The sequence below is a fragment of the Paramaledivibacter caminithermalis DSM 15212 genome (assembly GCF_900142245.1).
Taxonomy (GTDB): Bacteria; Bacillota; Clostridia; order Peptostreptococcales; family Caminicellaceae; genus Paramaledivibacter; species Paramaledivibacter caminithermalis.
This window is the reverse complement of the sequence record NZ_FRAG01000063.1, coordinates 1-16,319: the sequence shown is the minus strand read 5'-3', so window position 1 is coordinate 16,319 and position 16,319 is coordinate 1. Positions and strand designations below refer to the sequence as shown.

At 34.5% G+C, this 16,319-nt stretch carries 14 protein-coding genes and 1 other annotated feature; all 14 genes read left to right on the top strand.

What is annotated here, in order from left to right:
• A partial coding sequence (locus tag BUB36_RS16225) for an EF-Tu C-terminal domain-related protein (protein WP_330390528.1) occupies positions 1-94 on the top strand: 94 nt, incomplete at its 5' end.
• Between the two features lie 926 nt (positions 95-1,020).
• Positions 1,021-1,170 carry a 50S ribosomal protein L33 gene (gene rpmG, locus BUB36_RS16220; RefSeq protein WP_073152695.1) on the top strand — a complete coding sequence of 50 codons (150 nt, stop codon included), beginning with the start codon at positions 1,021-1,023 and terminating at the stop codon, positions 1,168-1,170.
• 101 nt (positions 1,171-1,271) lie between these two features.
• Complete coding sequence (gene secE / locus BUB36_RS16215; RefSeq protein WP_073152692.1) at positions 1,272-1,472, top strand: preprotein translocase subunit SecE; 201 nt, start codon at positions 1,272-1,274, stop codon at positions 1,470-1,472.
• Between the two features lie 59 nt (positions 1,473-1,531).
• A complete protein-coding gene (gene nusG, locus BUB36_RS16210; protein ID WP_073152690.1) occupies positions 1,532-2,053 on the top strand; it encodes a transcription termination/antitermination protein NusG in 522 nt (173 codons plus the stop codon).
• 167 nt (positions 2,054-2,220) lie between these two features.
• The gene (gene rplK, locus BUB36_RS16205; RefSeq protein WP_073152687.1) at positions 2,221-2,646 is read left to right on the top strand and encodes a 50S ribosomal protein L11; all 426 of its coding nucleotides are present in this window, start codon (positions 2,221-2,223) and stop codon (positions 2,644-2,646) included.
• Positions 2,647-2,702: 56 nt separating this feature from the next.
• The gene (gene rplA, locus BUB36_RS16200; RefSeq protein WP_073152684.1) at positions 2,703-3,398 is read left to right on the top strand and encodes a 50S ribosomal protein L1; all 696 of its coding nucleotides are present in this window, start codon (positions 2,703-2,705) and stop codon (positions 3,396-3,398) included.
• 59 nt (positions 3,399-3,457) lie between these two features.
• Positions 3,458-3,589 (top strand) — a sequence feature (ribosomal protein L10 leader region).
• A gap of 42 nt (positions 3,590-3,631) precedes the next feature.
• Entirely contained in the window at positions 3,632-4,156 is a 525-nt protein-coding gene (gene rplJ, locus BUB36_RS16195; RefSeq protein WP_073152681.1) for a 50S ribosomal protein L10, read from the top strand.
• Between the two features lie 42 nt (positions 4,157-4,198).
• Positions 4,199-4,585 (top strand): 50S ribosomal protein L7/L12, encoded by a 387-nt coding sequence (rplL, locus tag BUB36_RS16190; RefSeq protein ID WP_073152677.1) that lies wholly within the window; start codon positions 4,199-4,201, stop codon positions 4,583-4,585.
• Positions 4,586-5,273: 688 nt separating this feature from the next.
• On the top strand, positions 5,274-8,912 hold the full coding sequence (rpoB, locus tag BUB36_RS16185; RefSeq protein ID WP_073152674.1) for a DNA-directed RNA polymerase subunit beta: 3,639 nt from the start codon (positions 5,274-5,276) through the stop codon (positions 8,910-8,912).
• Positions 8,913-9,021: 109 nt separating this feature from the next.
• Positions 9,022-12,537 (top strand): DNA-directed RNA polymerase subunit beta', encoded by a 3,516-nt coding sequence (gene rpoC / locus BUB36_RS16180; RefSeq protein ID WP_073152671.1) that lies wholly within the window; start codon positions 9,022-9,024, stop codon positions 12,535-12,537.
• Between the two features lie 135 nt (positions 12,538-12,672).
• A complete protein-coding gene (locus BUB36_RS16175; RefSeq protein WP_330390527.1) occupies positions 12,673-12,921 on the top strand; it encodes a ribosomal L7Ae/L30e/S12e/Gadd45 family protein in 249 nt (82 codons plus the stop codon).
• Between the two features lie 48 nt (positions 12,922-12,969).
• Positions 12,970-13,386: a 30S ribosomal protein S12 gene (gene rpsL / locus BUB36_RS16170; RefSeq protein ID WP_073152668.1), complete on the top strand. Its 417-nt coding sequence runs from the start codon at positions 12,970-12,972 to the stop codon at positions 13,384-13,386.
• 140 nt (positions 13,387-13,526) lie between these two features.
• Entirely contained in the window at positions 13,527-13,997 is a 471-nt protein-coding gene (gene rpsG, locus BUB36_RS16165) for a 30S ribosomal protein S7 (protein WP_073152665.1), read from the top strand.
• 106 nt (positions 13,998-14,103) lie between these two features.
• Positions 14,104-16,173, top strand: coding sequence for an elongation factor G (gene fusA, locus BUB36_RS16160; protein WP_073152663.1), 2,070 nt, complete (start codon positions 14,104-14,106; stop codon positions 16,171-16,173).
• The last annotated feature ends 146 nt before the right edge of the window (positions 16,174-16,319 follow it).

Genomic DNA, 16,319 nt, shown 5'->3' with positions numbered 1-16,319 from the left:
CACACCAATCGCAATAGAAGAAGGATTAAGATTTGCTATTCGTGAAGGTGGTAGAACAGTAGGAGCAGGTGCTGTTGCTAAGATTATAGAGTAATAGTCTTATTGCGAATTATTCTAATGCAAATCCCATTGAAATAAAAGGGTTTGATTTCTGAGATTTGAAAGGTTTAAGATGCATATAGGGCTAGGATTGATCCTAGCCCTATTGAAGTTAAAAAGCTTAATACAAAATAAAAAAATGCATATACTAAATATAATGCATATATGAATTGATATTCGGTTTACTTTCTCAAGGGTTCTATTTATAGAAATCGTCATAAATATTTTGCGTTTTAATTTTTTATAAAATCTTGTAACATTAGATTTTGTTTAATAAAATATAGACTTTAAAATAGGATTGATATAGTTGGAAGATTTGAGAAAGCGAATTGAAAGTATCATAGGAATTTAAGTAAAGACTTTAATTTAATATATATCCTAAACGCCCAGAAATCTTGGGTATTTGTACTTGCTTAGGAACTAAAATATTTTGCAAAAAATTTCATAGCTAAAGCAGAGCAAAATAGAGTACTAGAAGGGAAATTAAAACTATTACCAGTAAAATATTGGTGCAAATTGTTTTCTTTTAAAACTTATTAGAAAGACCCTAATACCTGGAACCTGGAACTCAAAATGCACCCTAAGGGTGCCTTTGTCCATGTATAAATTAAGTTTTGCTATGAAAATCCTATAATATATAGCTTGAAACTTGTTGATATGTAATTTCAAAGGTTTCTTTTAAAAAAGTCATTGTTAGAATTAATGGTAGAATAATTATTATGATATAGGATCTGAGAAATAGCATTGCTGCATGTACAAAATCATAATTGCACATCTGTAGAAATAAGTGTTAAAACTATATTGACATCTATTTAAAATTGTGATAGTTTTAATAGGTGAAATTATAATGGTGAAATTTGTGTATTATTTTAAAGAGGGTTCTCCTTTTTTATAGAAGAGGCTGTTTTAGGAGGTGTAGAAATGAGGGTTAAAATTACATTGGCATGTACAGAATGTAAGCAAAGAAATTATAATACTACAAAGAATAAGAAAAATGATCCAGACAGGATCGAACTGAAAAAATATTGTAAATTCTGCAAAAGTCATACTGTGCATAAAGAAACTAAGTAATTTTATTTTAAGGTTGTTTAAAAAATAACTTCAAGCATGATATTTGGGAATTCGCTTCACCATAACCTTAAAAACAAATATTTGTAAGGGTGTGAAAGTATATGGCTGCACAAACTAAGAAAAAGGGAGCTAGAAAATACTTTAAAAGTGTTAAATCCGAGCTTAAAAAAGTTAGTTGGCCAAACAGGAAAGAATTACAATCGTACACAATGGTGGTTCTTGTGACATGTGGACTTGCAGCTTTAGGTATATGGTTGACAGACTCAATTTTTGGTCAGGTAATCAAGCTATTGATAAAATAGCAATCTATAGCAAGGGAGGGAAAGGGTTTTAATTGCAATTCATTATAACCCTCTAGAACATGTCTGAAAAAGAAGCTAAATGGTATGTTGCTCATACCTACTCTGGTCATGAAAAAAAGGTAAAGGCGAATATTGAAAAAATAGTTGAAAACCGGGGCATGGAAGATGTGATACATGAAGTAGTTGTTCCGACAGAAGAAAAGGTAGAAGTTAAGGATGGGAAGAAGAAAGTTAAACAAAAAAAGATTTTTCCAGGTTATGTTATCGTTAAGATGATAATGAATGATGAATCATGGTATGTGGTTAGAAACACTAGGGGAGTGACTGGTTTTGTTGGACCTGCCTCTAAACCTGTACCTTTGACTGATGAAGAAGTACGTTGGATGGGGATTGAAGATAAAACACCATCCATAGATATTGAAGTTGGTGAGGCGGTTAAAGTTACTTCTGGTCCCTTTGAAAACTTTATTGGTGAAGTTAAGGGGATTAATAATGAAAAGCAGACATTAAGGGTTTCTATATCAATGTTTGGTAGAGAGACACCAGTAGAACTAGAGTTCACTCAAGTAGAAAAACTGTAAAAAAATCTTGCAACATTTTGTTTTGCAGAGTTGAAGCCAATCTAAAGCAAGAAAAAATAGGTAAAATTTGACTTTTAAGTAGTTGTTTTTGGGAAAATGCTTAAAAATTTAGGGTTTATATCCTGGATTTTTATTATAGATTTAGTGTAAATTAAGGAGGTGTAATCATGGCAAAAAAGGTTACAGGTATAATTAAGCTTCAGATTCCTGCAGGAAAGGCTACCCCAGCACCACCAGTAGGTCCTGCTTTAGGACAACATGGTGTTAATATAATGCAATTCTGTAAAGAATTTAATGCTAAGACTGCAGATAAAGCGGGCTTGATAATACCAGTTATAATAACTGTATATCAGGATAGATCATTTAGCTTTATTTTAAAGACTCCTCCTGCAGCAGTTTTACTTAAAAAGGCAGCAGGAATACCAAAGGCTTCAGGTGAACCTAATAAAAATAAAGTTGCTACAGTATCGATTGATAAGGTGAAAGAGATTGCTGAAATGAAGATGCCTGATTTAAACGCAGCGAGTTTAGAGGCAGCTATGAGCATGATTAAAGGTACTGCAAGAAGTATGGGTATTGTTGTAGAAGAATAAGCATATAAATGTGGGAGGTAGAACACACCGTTACTACCACTGAGGAGGTTTTAATTATGGCAAAAAGAGGGAAAAAATATCAAGAAAGTGCAAAATTAATAGATAGAACAAAATTGTATGATGCAGAAGAAGCTATAGAATTATTATCTCAAGTTTCAAAGGCGAAATTTGATGAAACTGTTGAACTTCATATAAGACTTGGAGTAGATGGAAGACATGCAGATCAGCAAGTAAGAGGTGCTATAGTATTACCCCATGGAACTGGTAAATCTAAGAAAGTATTAGTGTTCGCTAAGGGAGATAAAGTAGCTGAAGCAGAAGCAGCAGGAGCTGATTATGTTGGCGGCGATGAATTGGCCTCAAAAATTCAAAAAGAAAATTGGTTTGATTTTGAAGCTGTTGTAGCTACTCCTGACATGATGGGTATAGTAGGTAGACTAGGTAGGATTTTAGGACCGAAAGGATTAATGCCGAATCCGAAATCAGGTACAGTTACTTTTGATGTTGGAAAAGCAGTAAAAGAAATAAAAGCAGGTAAGGTTGAGTACAGATTAGATAAAACTAATATAATACATGTTCCAATTGGTAAAGTATCATTTGGAAAAGAAAAATTGGCTGAAAATTTCAATACTTTAATGGAAGCTATTATCAAAGCTAAACCTGCAGCTGCTAAGGGTACCTATCTTAAAAGTGTTACAATAGCAAGCACTATGGGACCTGGTATCAAAATTAATGCAGCAAAAATTAGTTAATAATAATTATGATAATGTATTGACATATAAACTGAATGATGATAAAATTTTCGTTATTACGTTGAATTGAATATAAACCGTAGACAGTAGGTGCTAACCTTAAGCTTAAAATTTCCTACCGAGGTAATTAATGATAAATTTGATTATAAAACCTCTCTATGTCTACGTAAGAGAGGTTTTTCTATGGACGTGGGAAAGGGCACCAGAAGCTTTAAAAAAGGAGGTGGAGATTGATGTCAAAGGCTATAGAAACGAAAAAGGCTGTTGTTAATGAAATCAGAGAAAAGATTGCAAGTTCTCAATCAGCTGTTTTGGTTGACTATAGAGGATTAACTGTAGAAGAAACAACAGAATTAAGAAAGAGATTTAGAGAAGCTGGTGTAGAGTATAAAGTTTACAAAAACTCATTAATGAGATTTGCCTTTAAAGAAGAGGGCTTAGAAGAATTTAACCAGCATCTTAAGGGACCAAATGCAATTGCATTTGGTATTGAAGATCCAGTAGCACCTGCAAAGATATCTAAAGATTTTGCCAAGGACCATAAAAACTTGGAGATAAAAGCGGGTGTAGTGGATGGTAAAGTTATTGATTTAGATGGTGTAATTGGCTTAGCAGACTTACCACCAAGAGAGGTATTAATTGCACAGGTTCTTGGAGGTTTGAATGGTCCTATTTCAGGATTTGCTAATGTCCTTCAAGGAAATATCAGAAACCTTGTTTATGCATTAAATGCAATTAAAGAAAAAAATGAACAATAAGTAATAAAATAATAATAAAAACGTGTATGGAGGGAAAATAAAATGGCAAGCGAAAAAGTTTTAAATTTAATTGAAGAGGTAAAAAACCTTACTGTATTAGAATTATCTGAGTTAGTTAAGGCATTGGAAGAAGAATTTGGAGTAAGTGCACAAGCACCTGTAGCTATGGCTGCTATGCCAGTAGCTGGAGGAGCTGGAGCAGAAGCTGCTGAAGAAAAAACTGAATTTGATGTAATTTTAGCTAGTGCTGGCGCTAAGAAGATTGGTGTTATAAAAGTTGTAAGAGAGATTACTGGATTAGGATTAAAGGATGCGAAAGCTTTAGTTGATGGAGCGCCAAAGCCAGTTAAAGAAGGAGCTTCTAAAGAAGAAGCTGAAGAGATAAAAGCTAAATTAGAAGAAGCAGGAGCATCTGTTGAACTTAAATAATTAGTTTATGTTCAGTAACAAAAAGGCACTCTAGATTTTCTAGAGTACCTTTTTGTTTTAACTTTATATAGGTTAAGTTTCTGAAAATAGGTTTAAATAATGGCTCATTAAAAAAATATTAAGAAATGAAAAAAAATCTTGACAACATTTGACTTGTGTGCTAATATTGTAAAATGCTATGAGTATGTCTATTACAAAAAATGTATAGAAAAATATAGAATGGATACAATATATAGGTGATATTTAACTTTATGAGCTTTTATTTAAACCTAGTTTTTATTGTGGATGATTTCAATAATTGAAATCAATCTGAAATTAAAAGGTCAGATGCTCTTAAGTTTTTTATAAGTTGTGAGCAGTGCTTTAAGATATCTTAAAGACTAAGCTTTGTTTAGTAAATTTATGGATAGTCAGCCTTCGAATTAGGAGTATTTTTCAGTAAAAATATTTTAATATATAGAACGCACAAAAGATTTTTCAGTTTAAATTTTGTGTGCTTCTATTACATTAATGTTTATCGCGAAAATTTAATTCGTTTCATGTAAAATCATTTTCGCGATTTATATAGTAATCTGACTATCTATATAAAATGGAAATTATATTATGTTTTATGAGTATGATTTCCTATGTGTTATATAAAAGGTTTTAAAATAAACCTTTTTATTTTACTATAAGGGGTGAATAGTAAATGCCACATCCTGTTAAGGTCGGTGTAACAACAAGAATGAGTTTTTCTAAAATCGATGAAGTTATTGAAATGCCTAACCTCATCGAAATACAGAAAAAATCATATGAATGGTTCTTAAAAGAAGGATTGATGGAAGCTTTTATGGATATTTCTCCCATACAAGATTATACTGGGAACTTAATATTAGAGTTTGTAAACTATTCTTTAGATGGAGAGCCTAAGTATGATGTGGAAGAGTGTAAAGAGAGAGATGTTACATACGCAGTTCCACTTAAAGTCAAAGTAAGGTTTATAAACAAAGAAACGGGAGAAGTAAAAGAACAGGAAGTATTCATGGGAGATTTTCCTCTTATGACTGAAAAAGGAACATTCATTATTAATGGAGCCGAGAGAGTTATCGTTAGTCAGCTGGTTAGATCTCCAGGACCGTACTATGCTGTTGAAATTGATAAAACTGGGAAAAAATTATTTTCAACAACTGTAATTCCCAATAGAGGAGCATGGTTAGAATACGAAACTGATTCAAATAATATTATTTCTGTTAGAATTGACAGAACAAGAAAACTTCCATTTACAGTTTTTACAAGAGCCCTTGGGTTTGGAACTGACCAAGAGATTATTAATCTTTTTGGTGAAGATGAAAGATTAATTAAAACCTTGGAAAAAGATAATACTGGGTCTCAAGAAGAAGGTCTTATTGAAGTATATAAAAAGCTTAGACCTGGCGAACCACCAACTGTTGAAAGTGCTAACAATTTAATTAACTCTTTATTTTTTGATGCGAAAAGATATGATTTAGCCAAGGTTGGAAGATATAAATTCAATAAAAAGCTATCCTTATCCAATAGACTGACAGGTTTGATAGTAGCTCAAAATGTTATTGATCAAAGCACAGGAGAAATACTGGCTAAAGAAGGACAAAAGATTGATAAAAAGACTGCTTTGGATATTGAAAATGCTGGTATAAAACATGTAAATGTCATTGGTGAAGATGAAAAAACAGTAAAAATTATTGGTAATAACTTTGTTGATATTAAAGCCCACATTGACTTTAATATTGATGATTTGGGTATAAATGAAAAAGTTCATTATCCAGTGCTAAGAGAAATTTTAGACACCTTTACTTCTGAAGATGATATAAAGGAAGCTATAAGGGATAGGATAAGGGAATTAATTCCTAAACATATAATTAAAGATGATATAATTGCAACCATGAGTTATATATTAAACTTAGCCCATGGAGTGGGAGAAGTAGATGATATTGATCACCTAGGCAATAGAAGATTACGTTCTGTTGGTGAACTTTTGCAAAATCAATTTAGAATAGGGCTATCGAGAATGGAAAGAGTTGTAAAAGAAAGAATGACCATTCAAGATATGGAAGCAATAACTCCTCAAGCTTTAATTAATATTAGACCTGTTGCAGCTGCTATAAAAGAATTTTTTGGAAGCAGCCAGTTGTCACAATTTATGGATCAAACAAATCCTCTTTCGGAGTTGACTCATAAGAGAAGACTTTCAGCTTTAGGACCAGGAGGTTTGTCTAGGGAAAGAGCTGGGTTTGAAGTAAGGGATGTTCATCATTCACATTATGGAAGGATGTGTCCGATAGAAACGCCAGAAGGTCCTAATATAGGGCTTATTAACTCCCTGAGTTCATATGCGAGAGTTAATGAATATGGTTTTATTGAGGCACCGTATAGGAGAGTGGATAAAGAAAGAGGAGTAGTAACTAATGAAATAGAATATCTAACGGCTGATGTTGAAGAAAAATATATAATTGCTCAAGCCAATGAGCCTTTAGATGCCGAGGGTAGATTTTTAAATAAAAGGGTTATAGCTAGAACTATAAAGGGTGATATGGATGTGGTACCTAGTTCAGAGGTTGACTATATGGATGTTTCACCTAAGCAGTTAGTTTCAATTGCTACAGCTATGATTCCTTTCCTTGAAAACGATGACGCTAATAGAGCCTTGATGGGTTCAAATATGCAGCGTCAGGCTGTACCACTTATAGAAACAGAATCCCCTATAATTGGAACAGGGATGGAATATGTTGCAGCAAGGGATTCAGGAGTAGTAGGTATTGCTAAAAACGATGGCGTTGTTGAAAGAGTTTCTTCTGATGAAGTAGTTATCAAGAGAGACTCAGATGGAAGAAAAGACAGATACAAGCTTTTGAAATTTAAACGTTCAAATCAGGGAACGTGTATAAATCAAAGACCTCTTGTTGATAAGGGACAACATGTTAAAGCTGGAGATATAATATATGATGGTCCATCCACCGATAAAGGGGAAATAGCACTTGGTAAAAATATTTTAGTAGGATTTATGACTTGGGAAGGATACAATTATGAGGATGCTATTCTTTTAAGTGAAGAATTAGTAAAAAATGATACTCTTACTTCCATTCATATAGAGGAGTATGAATCTGAAGCAAGGGATACAAAGCTTGGACCTGAAGAGATAACTAGAGATATACCTAATGTTGGAGAAGACGCACTAAAGAACTTGGATGACAGAGGCATTATAAGAATTGGAGCTGAGGTAACATCCCAAGATATATTGGTAGGTAAGGTTACACCAAAGGGTGAAACAGAACTAACTGCTGAAGAAAGACTTTTAAGGGCGATTTTTGGTGAAAAGGCTAGAGAAGTAAGGGATACATCCCTTAGGGTACCCCATGGAGAGTCTGGTATTATTGTGGATGTTAAAGTATTTACTCGTGAAAATGGTGATGAATTACCACCAGGTGTTAATATACTTGTAAGAGTCTACATTGCTAAAAAAAGAAAAATTAATGTAGGAGATAAGATGGCAGGTAGACATGGTAATAAAGGTGTTATTTCAAGAATATTACCTGTTGAAGACATGCCTTTCTTAGAAGATGGGACTCCATTGCAAGTGGTCCTTAATCCACTTGGTGTACCGTCTCGTATGAATATAGGTCAGGTATTGGAAGTTCATCTTGGTTTAGCAGCTAAAAAGCTAGGATGGAAAGTGGCAACTCCAGTATTCGATGGTGCAAATGAATACGATATTATGGATTTGTTGGAAGAATGTGGTTATCCTAGAGATGGAAAGCTTAAATTATATGATGGAAGAACAGGAGAAGCCTTTGATAATCCTGTAACAGTTGGATACATGTATATGTTAAAGCTTCATCACCTTGTAGATGATAAACTGCATGCTAGAAGTACAGGACCATACTCTCTTGTTACACAACAGCCCCTTGGAGGAAAAGCTCAATTTGGTGGACAGAGGTTTGGTGAGATGGAGGTTTGGGCTCTTTATGCATATGGTGCTGCCCATACTCTAAAAGAGATAATGACTGTAAAATCTGATGATGTAGTGGGTCGTGTAAAAACCTATGAAGCAATAGTTAAGGGAGAGAATATCCCAGAACCAGGTATGCCAGAATCATTTAAGGTATTAATTAAAGAACTTCAAAGCTTATGTCTCGATGTAAAGGTTATAACAGAAGATAAAAACGAGATAGAGATAAAAGAAAGTGACGAAGATGAATTAAGTGAATTAGATTCAATCATGGATAGTGATGGGAAAATGTATGACGAAAATTCATCCTCTGATGACTATAATGATGAACATGATGAAGACGATGAGTATGATGATGAATAAAAATTGTAGATATTTAGTCACTTATTATTGAGTTGGATTTTTCTTGGAGATATGAAAGCTTAAGAAAGTTATTTTAAGTACATTCTAATACAGAAGGGAGAGAAACTCCTTGATAGAACTTAATAACTTTGATTCAATTAAGATTGGGTTAGCTTCACCTGAAAAAATTAGACAATGGTCAAAGGGAGAAGTGAAAAAACCTGAAACAATTAACTATCGTACATTAAAGCCTGAAAAAGAAGGTCTATTTTGTGAAAAAATATTTGGACCCACAAAGGATTGGGAGTGCCATTGTGGGAAATATAAAAGAGTTAGATACAAAGGTGTAATATGCGATAGATGTGGTGTCGAAGTAACTAAATCAAAGGTTAGACGTGAAAGAATGGGACATATTGAACTTGCTGCACCAGTATCCCATATTTGGTATTTTAAAGGTATACCAAGCAGAATGGGAATATTGCTTGATATGTCACCTAGATCTTTAGAAAAAGTATTATACTTTGCATCATATATCGTAATCGACCCAGCCAATACCCCTCTTGCTTTTAAACAATTATTAACCGAGAAAGAATATAGAGAATATAGAGAAAAATATGGCAACGCTTTTAGAGCGGGAATGGGTGCAGAATCCATAAAAGAAATATTACAGAAAATAGACCTAGAAAAACTATCAAAGGAACTTAAGTTAAAGTTAAAAGAGAGTTCGGGACAAAAAAGAGTTAGAACTATTAGAAGATTAGAAGTTGTAGAAGCCTTTAGAACATCTGGGAACAAACCAGAATGGATGATTTTAGATGTTATTCCAGTGATACCACCTGATTTGCGACCAATGGTACAGCTTGATGGGGGTAGATTTGCAACCTCAGATTTAAATGATTTATACAGAAGAGTTATTAATAGAAACAATAGATTAAATAGACTTTTAGAATTAGGGGCACCAGATATCATAGTTAGAAATGAAAAGAGGATGCTTCAAGAAGCCGTTGATGCATTAATCGATAATGGAAGAAGAGGTAGACCTGTAACTGGTCCTGGAAATCGTCCACTCAAGTCTCTTTCAGATATGTTAAAGGGTAAGCAGGGAAGATTCCGTCAAAACTTATTAGGTAAACGTGTAGATTATTCTGGACGTTCTGTTATAGTAGTAGGACCTGAACTTAAGTTTTATCAGTGTGGACTTCCGAAGAAAATGGCATTAGAATTATTTAAACCCTTTGTAATGAAAAAACTAGTTCACGATGGATATGTTCATAATATTAAGAGTGCTAAAAGAATGGTTGAAAGAATTAAACCAGAGGTATGGGGCGTTTTAGAGGAAGTTATAAAAGAACACCCAGTTCTATTAAATCGTGCTCCAACCCTTCATAGATTAGGTATACAAGCCTTTGAACCAATATTGGTTGAGGGTAAAGCAATTAAGCTTCATCCGTTAGTTTGTACAGCCTATAACGCAGACTTTGATGGAGACCAAATGGCTGTTCACGTACCACTAACAGTTGAGGCTCAGGCGGAAGCAAGATTTCTTATGCTTTCTATAAATAATATTTTGGCGCCTAAGGATGGTTCTCCTATTACGACTCCTACTCAGGATATGGTTTTAGGAAGTTATTACCTTACTATAAAAGTAGATGGTGAACCTGGTGAAGGTATGATATTTGGAAGCTTTGAAGAAATGCTTATGGCATATGAAAATAAAGTTGTTGGTCTTCATGCTACGGTAAAGGTGAGGATTAAGAAGGATGCTGATACCCCAGCTACATTAGTAGAAAGTACTGTAGGTAGATTCATATTTAATGAACATATTCCTCAAGACTTGGGTTTTGTTAATAGGAGCGATAATCCCTACGGTTTAGAGATAGATACTTTAGTTGATAAAAAGTTTCTCGGTAAAATTATCGATAGATGCTTTAGGAAACACGGTAACACTGTAACTGCAATGATGCTGGACCATATTAAATCCCTTGGATTCAAGTTTTCAACCCGTGGAGCAATTACTATAAGCGTATCAGATATGAAAATACCTAAAGAAAAAGAAAGGCTTATATCAGAAGCGGAAGAAAAAGTAGATAGATACAAGAAGGCTTATAGAAGAGGTCTTATTTCTGATGAAGAAAGATACGAAAATGTAATTAAGACTTGGCAGGAGACTACAGCAAAGGTCACAGATGCTTTGATGGAAAACTTAGGAGAATTAAATAATGTTTTTATAATGGCTCACTCTGGTGCAAGGGGAAGTAAAAACCAAATAAGACAGCTTGCTGGCATGCGTGGACTTATGGCTAATGCTACAGGACATACTGTTGAGATCCCTATCACCTCTAATTTCCGTGAAGGGTTATCTATCTTAGAGTATTTTATATCAACGACAGGAGCTAGAAAAGGTCTTGCTGATACGGCTCTTAGAACTGCCGATTCAGGATATTTGACCAGAAGACTTGTTGATGTAAGCCAGGATGTTATAATCAGTCAAGATGACTGTGGTACTAACGAAGGTATAATAGTTTCTACATTTAAAGATGGCAAAGAGATAATAGAACCATTATATGACAGAATAGCAGGAAGATATGCTTTAGAAGATATTGTTTGCCCTAAAACTGGTGAAATACTGGTTAAGGCTGAAGAAATGATCACTGAAGATGATGCTGAGAAAATAGTTGATGCAGGTATTGAAGAAGTTAAAATTAGAACAGTGCTTAATTGTAAAGCTGAGCATGGTGTATGTGGAAAATGCTATGGTAAAAACCTTGCTACGGGTAAAGCTGTAAATGTTGGAGAGGCAGTAGGTATAATTGCTGCACAATCAATCGGTGAACCAGGAACTCAGCTTACCATGAGAACCTTCCATACTGGTGGAGTTGCAGGTGGAGATATTACCCAAGGTCTTCCAAGGGTTGAAGAATTATTTGAAGCTAGAAAGCCTAAAGGACTTGCCATCATTTCTGAAATAGGTGGGAAAGTATCAATTAAGGATACTGCTAAGAAACGTGAAGTTACTGTAACCTCAGATGATGGAGAGACAAAGACATACCAAATAGCTTATGGTTCAAGGATAAAGGTAAAGGAAGGTCAATATATTAAACCAGGAGATGGAATAACTGAAGGCTCAGTTAATCCTCATGATATATTAAGAATTAAAGGGACTCAAGGGGTTGAAGAATATATAACCAAAGAAGTTCAAAGGGTATATAGGATGCAGGGTGTTGATATAAATGATAAGCATATAGAAATAATAGTAAGACAAATGTTATCTAGAGTAAAAATTGAAGATTCTGGTGATACAGACCTATTACCTGGTGGACTTGTAAATATAAATGAATTAGAAAAAGAAAATAAGAGAGTAGAGCTTGAGGGAGGAAAGCCTGCTACAGCTAAGAGAATTCTTTTAGGTATAACAAAGGCATCTCTTGCTACTGAATCTTTCTTATCTGCAGCGTCATTCCAAGAAACTACTCGTGTTTTAACAGAGGCAGCAATAAAAGGAAAAGAAGATAAGCTTCTTGGGCTAAAAGAAAATGTAATTATTGGAAAACTTATACCAGCGGGTACTGGAATGAAAAAATACAGGAATATTGCTATACTAGATAACAATGCCAAAGATTCTCTTGATGAGAATATAACATTATAAATTTATTGACATAGCTAGGCATTGGTGCTAAAATGTTATAGTGTGCAATTTAAGTATAGTTGACTTTTAATACTATAAGAGGGTTATGCACTAAAATGTGTATAATCCTTTGAAAGTAAAAAAGGAGGATGCTATATGCACTTTATGGAATTAAAGAAAAAGAACAAGCTTAAAGTAGGAACTAAACAATCCTTAAGAGCTATAAACGATGGTAAGGCTGAAACTCTTTTTATAGCAAAGGACTGTGAACAGCATGTTATAAGAAATGTTGTTGAAGTCGCTAAGGAAAAAAATATACAGATTGTTTATGTAGATTCCATGAAAAAGCTTGGGGAAGCATGTGGTATTGACGTCGGTGCTGCAACAGCAGTTATTATAAAATAATTAAGGTTAAATGATAACCTGATTAATGAATTGGAAGGAGGTGTAGGGATGCCAACTATAAACCAACTGGTACGTAAAAGTAGACAGCAAACTGAGAAAAAATCAACTGCTCCTGCTTTGCAAAGAGGTTTTAACTCTCTAAAAAGAGTGCCTACAAAAACTAGTGCGCCACAAAAAAGAGGTGTTTGTACTTCTGTAAAAACTGTAACGCCTAAAAAGCCTAACTCAGCTCTTAGAAAGGTTGCTAGAGTAAGACTTACTAATGGTATAGAAGTTACTGCTTATATACCGGGTATAGGTCATAACTTACAAGAACATAGTGTTGTACTTATAAGAGGTGGTAGAGTTAAAGATTTACCTGGTGTTAGATATCATATAGTAAGAGGTACTCTTGATACTGCAGGAACAGAGAACAGGATGCAAGGAAGATCAAAGTACGGTACTAAGAGACCTAAGAAGAAATAGTCAACAATAATGCCGGTTATAATAGAAATAATCTCCTCCTCTTAGCAGGAGGGGTTTTATATAATGAAAGCAATAGAGCACAAACGGCAATCTAGTTGTCGAGTACCGATGAATGGAAAAATTTTTGGGAGGGAAGAAAAGTGCCAAGAAAAGGTAATGTGCCAAAAAGAGAAGTGTTACCAGATCCTATGTATGGAAGTAAAGTGGTAACTAAATTAATTAATAATGTAATGTTAGATGGTAAAAAAGGTATAGCTCAAAGAATAGTATATGATGCCTTTGAGCAAATAAAGGAAAAAACAGGAAAAGATCCACTTGAAGTATTTGAAGAGGCTATGAACAATATTATGCCAGTTTTAGAAGTTAAAGCTAGACGTGTTGGTGGAGCTAATTATCAAGTGCCAGTGGAGGTTAGACCTTCTAGAAGACAGACATTAGGACTAAGATGGTTGGTTTCTTACTCTCGAAAAAGAGGGGAAAGAACAATGACTGAAAAATTAGCTAAAGAAATAATGGATGCTGCAAATAATACTGGTGCTGCTGTTAAGAAGAAAGAAGATACTCATAAAATGGCAGAAGCAAATAAGGCCTTTGCTCATTATAGATGGTAAAACATAAAAAATATATAGAAATTAACATAGTCTTAAAACATATTTGTTATGATTGATTAGATGTTTATTAATTCCTATAGCGTTTTGACAGAAAGGAGGAACAAAAGTGTCAAGAGCCTTTTCTTTAGAAAAAACCAGAAATATTGGTATTATGGCACATATTGACGCTGGCAAAACAACAACTACAGAAAGAATATTATTTTATACGGGTAGAGTTCATAAGATTGGGGAAACCCATGAAGGTGCTGCCACTATGGACTGGATGGAGCAGGAGCAAGAAAGAGGTATAACAATCACTTCTGCGGCTACTACTGCTCAATGGCTTGGTCATAGGGTAAATATTATAGATACACCTGGACACGTGGACTTCACTGTGGAGGTTGAAAGATCTCTGAGGGTTTTAGATGGTTCTGTAGCTGTGTTTTGTGCCAAAGGTGGTGTTGAGCCACAGTCTGAAACTGTTTGGAGACAGGCAGATAAATATGGTGTACCGAGGATTGCGTTTGTAAACAAAATGGATATAACAGGTGCCGACTACTATAACGCAGTTGAAATGATGAGAGATAGATTAAAAGCAAATGCAGTACCGATTCAATTACCAATAGGTGCAGAAAGTGAATTTGTTGGTATAGTAGATCTTGTAGATATGAAGGCTAGAATTTATAAAGATGACTTAGGACAAGAGATTGAAGTTGCAGATATTCCAGAAGAATTAGTTGAAAAAGCAGAAGAGTATAGAATAGCTATGGTTGAAGCGGTGGCGGAAAATGATGAAGAATTAATGATGAAGTATCTTGAAGGTGAAGAACTTACTGAAGAAGAAATAAGAAATGGAATAAGAAAAGGAACTATTGAAAATAAAATTGTTCCTGTTTTGTGTGGTTCAGCTTACAAAAACAAGGGTGTACAATTATTACTTGATGCAATAGTTGCGTATATGCCTTCACCATTAGATATTCCACCTATAAAGGGTGTATTGGCAGATACAGGGGAAGAAGCTGTAAGAAAAGCTGATGATAATGAACCGTTTTCTGCATTGGCCTTTAAAATCATGGTTGATCCATATGTTGGAAAGCTTGCATTCTTTAGAGTTTATTCTGGAACACTAGATGCAGGTTCATATGTTTATAATTCTACAAAGGGTAAAAAAGAAAGAATTGGACGTATTCTTCAAATGCATGCCAATAAAAGAGAAGAAATTTCAAAGGTTTATGCAGGAGATATAGCAGCTGCGGTTGGATTGAAGTTTACTACTACTGGTGATACCCTTTGTGATCAAGATAATCAAATACTGCTTGAATCCATGGAATTTCCAGAGCCAGTTATTAGAGTAGCAATTGAACCAAAGACAAGAGCAGGTCAAGAAAAAATGGGTATAGCTTTAGCGAAGCTTGCTGAAGAAGATCCAACATTTAAGACCTATACTGATGAAGAGACTGGTCAGGTAATTATAGCTGGTATGGGTGAACTTCATCTTGAAATTATAGTTGATAGGCTGCTTCGAGAATTTAAGGTTGAAGCTAACATAGGTAAACCACAGGTTGCATATAGAGAAACTATAACTAAAGCTACAGATGTTGAAGCGAAATTCGCAAGACAATCAGGTGGTAGAGGACAATATGGTCATGTTAAGATTAGAGTTACTCCACAAGAACCTGGTGCTGGATACGAGTTTGTTAATTCAATCGTTGGTGGAGTTGTTCCTAGAGAATATATACCAGCGGTAGATAATGGTATTAGGGAAGCTATGGAAAATGGTATTTTAGCTGGTTATGAAGTGGTGGATGTTAAAGTTGAACTTTACGATGGTTCTTACCATGAGGTTGACTCTTCTGAAATGGCGTTTAAAATTGCTGGTTCTATGGCATTTAAAGATGCTATGAAGAAGGGCGATGCAGTACTTCTTGAACCATATATGAAGGTTGAAGTAGTTGTTCCTGAAGAATACTTAGGAGATGTAATGGGAGACCTTAATTCAAGAAGAGGTAAGCTAGAAGGTATGGAAGCAAGAGCAGGAGCTCAAGTGATAAGAGCCCACGTACCCCTTGCTGAAATGTTTGGATATGCGACAGACCTTCGTTCTAAATCTCAAGGTCGTGGTAACTATACTATGCAGTTTAGTCATTATGAACAAGTTCCAAACAGCATAGCTGAGAAAATTATTGAAGGCAAATAAATGTATATTAATATTTAAAATATAAAATATTAAAACTATATATGTTTAATTAAGGAGGAAAAAAGAGATGGCAAAAGCAAAATTTGAAAGAACTAAACCCCATGTAAACATAGGAACAATAGGACACGTAGACCATGGTAAGACAA

What these genes read in the sequence shown, in the direction of transcription:
- rpmG (WP_073152695.1), top strand. Translation starts at nt 1,021, where the DNA reads ATGAGGGTTAAAATTACATTGGCATGTACAGAATGTAAGCAAAGAAAT.
- secE (WP_073152692.1), top strand. Translation starts at nt 1,272, where the DNA reads ATGGCTGCACAAACTAAGAAAAAGGGAGCTAGAAAATACTTTAAAAGT.
- nusG (WP_073152690.1), top strand. Translation starts at nt 1,532, where the DNA reads ATGTCTGAAAAAGAAGCTAAATGGTATGTTGCTCATACCTACTCTGGT.
- rplK (WP_073152687.1), top strand. Translation starts at nt 2,221, where the DNA reads ATGGCAAAAAAGGTTACAGGTATAATTAAGCTTCAGATTCCTGCAGGA.
- rplA (WP_073152684.1), top strand. Translation starts at nt 2,703, where the DNA reads ATGGCAAAAAGAGGGAAAAAATATCAAGAAAGTGCAAAATTAATAGAT.
- rplJ (WP_073152681.1), top strand. Translation starts at nt 3,632, where the DNA reads ATGTCAAAGGCTATAGAAACGAAAAAGGCTGTTGTTAATGAAATCAGA.
- rplL (WP_073152677.1), top strand. Translation starts at nt 4,199, where the DNA reads ATGGCAAGCGAAAAAGTTTTAAATTTAATTGAAGAGGTAAAAAACCTT.
- rpoB (WP_073152674.1), top strand. Translation starts at nt 5,274, where the DNA reads ATGCCACATCCTGTTAAGGTCGGTGTAACAACAAGAATGAGTTTTTCT.
- BUB36_RS16175 (WP_330390527.1), top strand. Translation starts at nt 12,673, where the DNA reads ATGCACTTTATGGAATTAAAGAAAAAGAACAAGCTTAAAGTAGGAACT.
- rpsL (WP_073152668.1), top strand. Translation starts at nt 12,970, where the DNA reads ATGCCAACTATAAACCAACTGGTACGTAAAAGTAGACAGCAAACTGAG.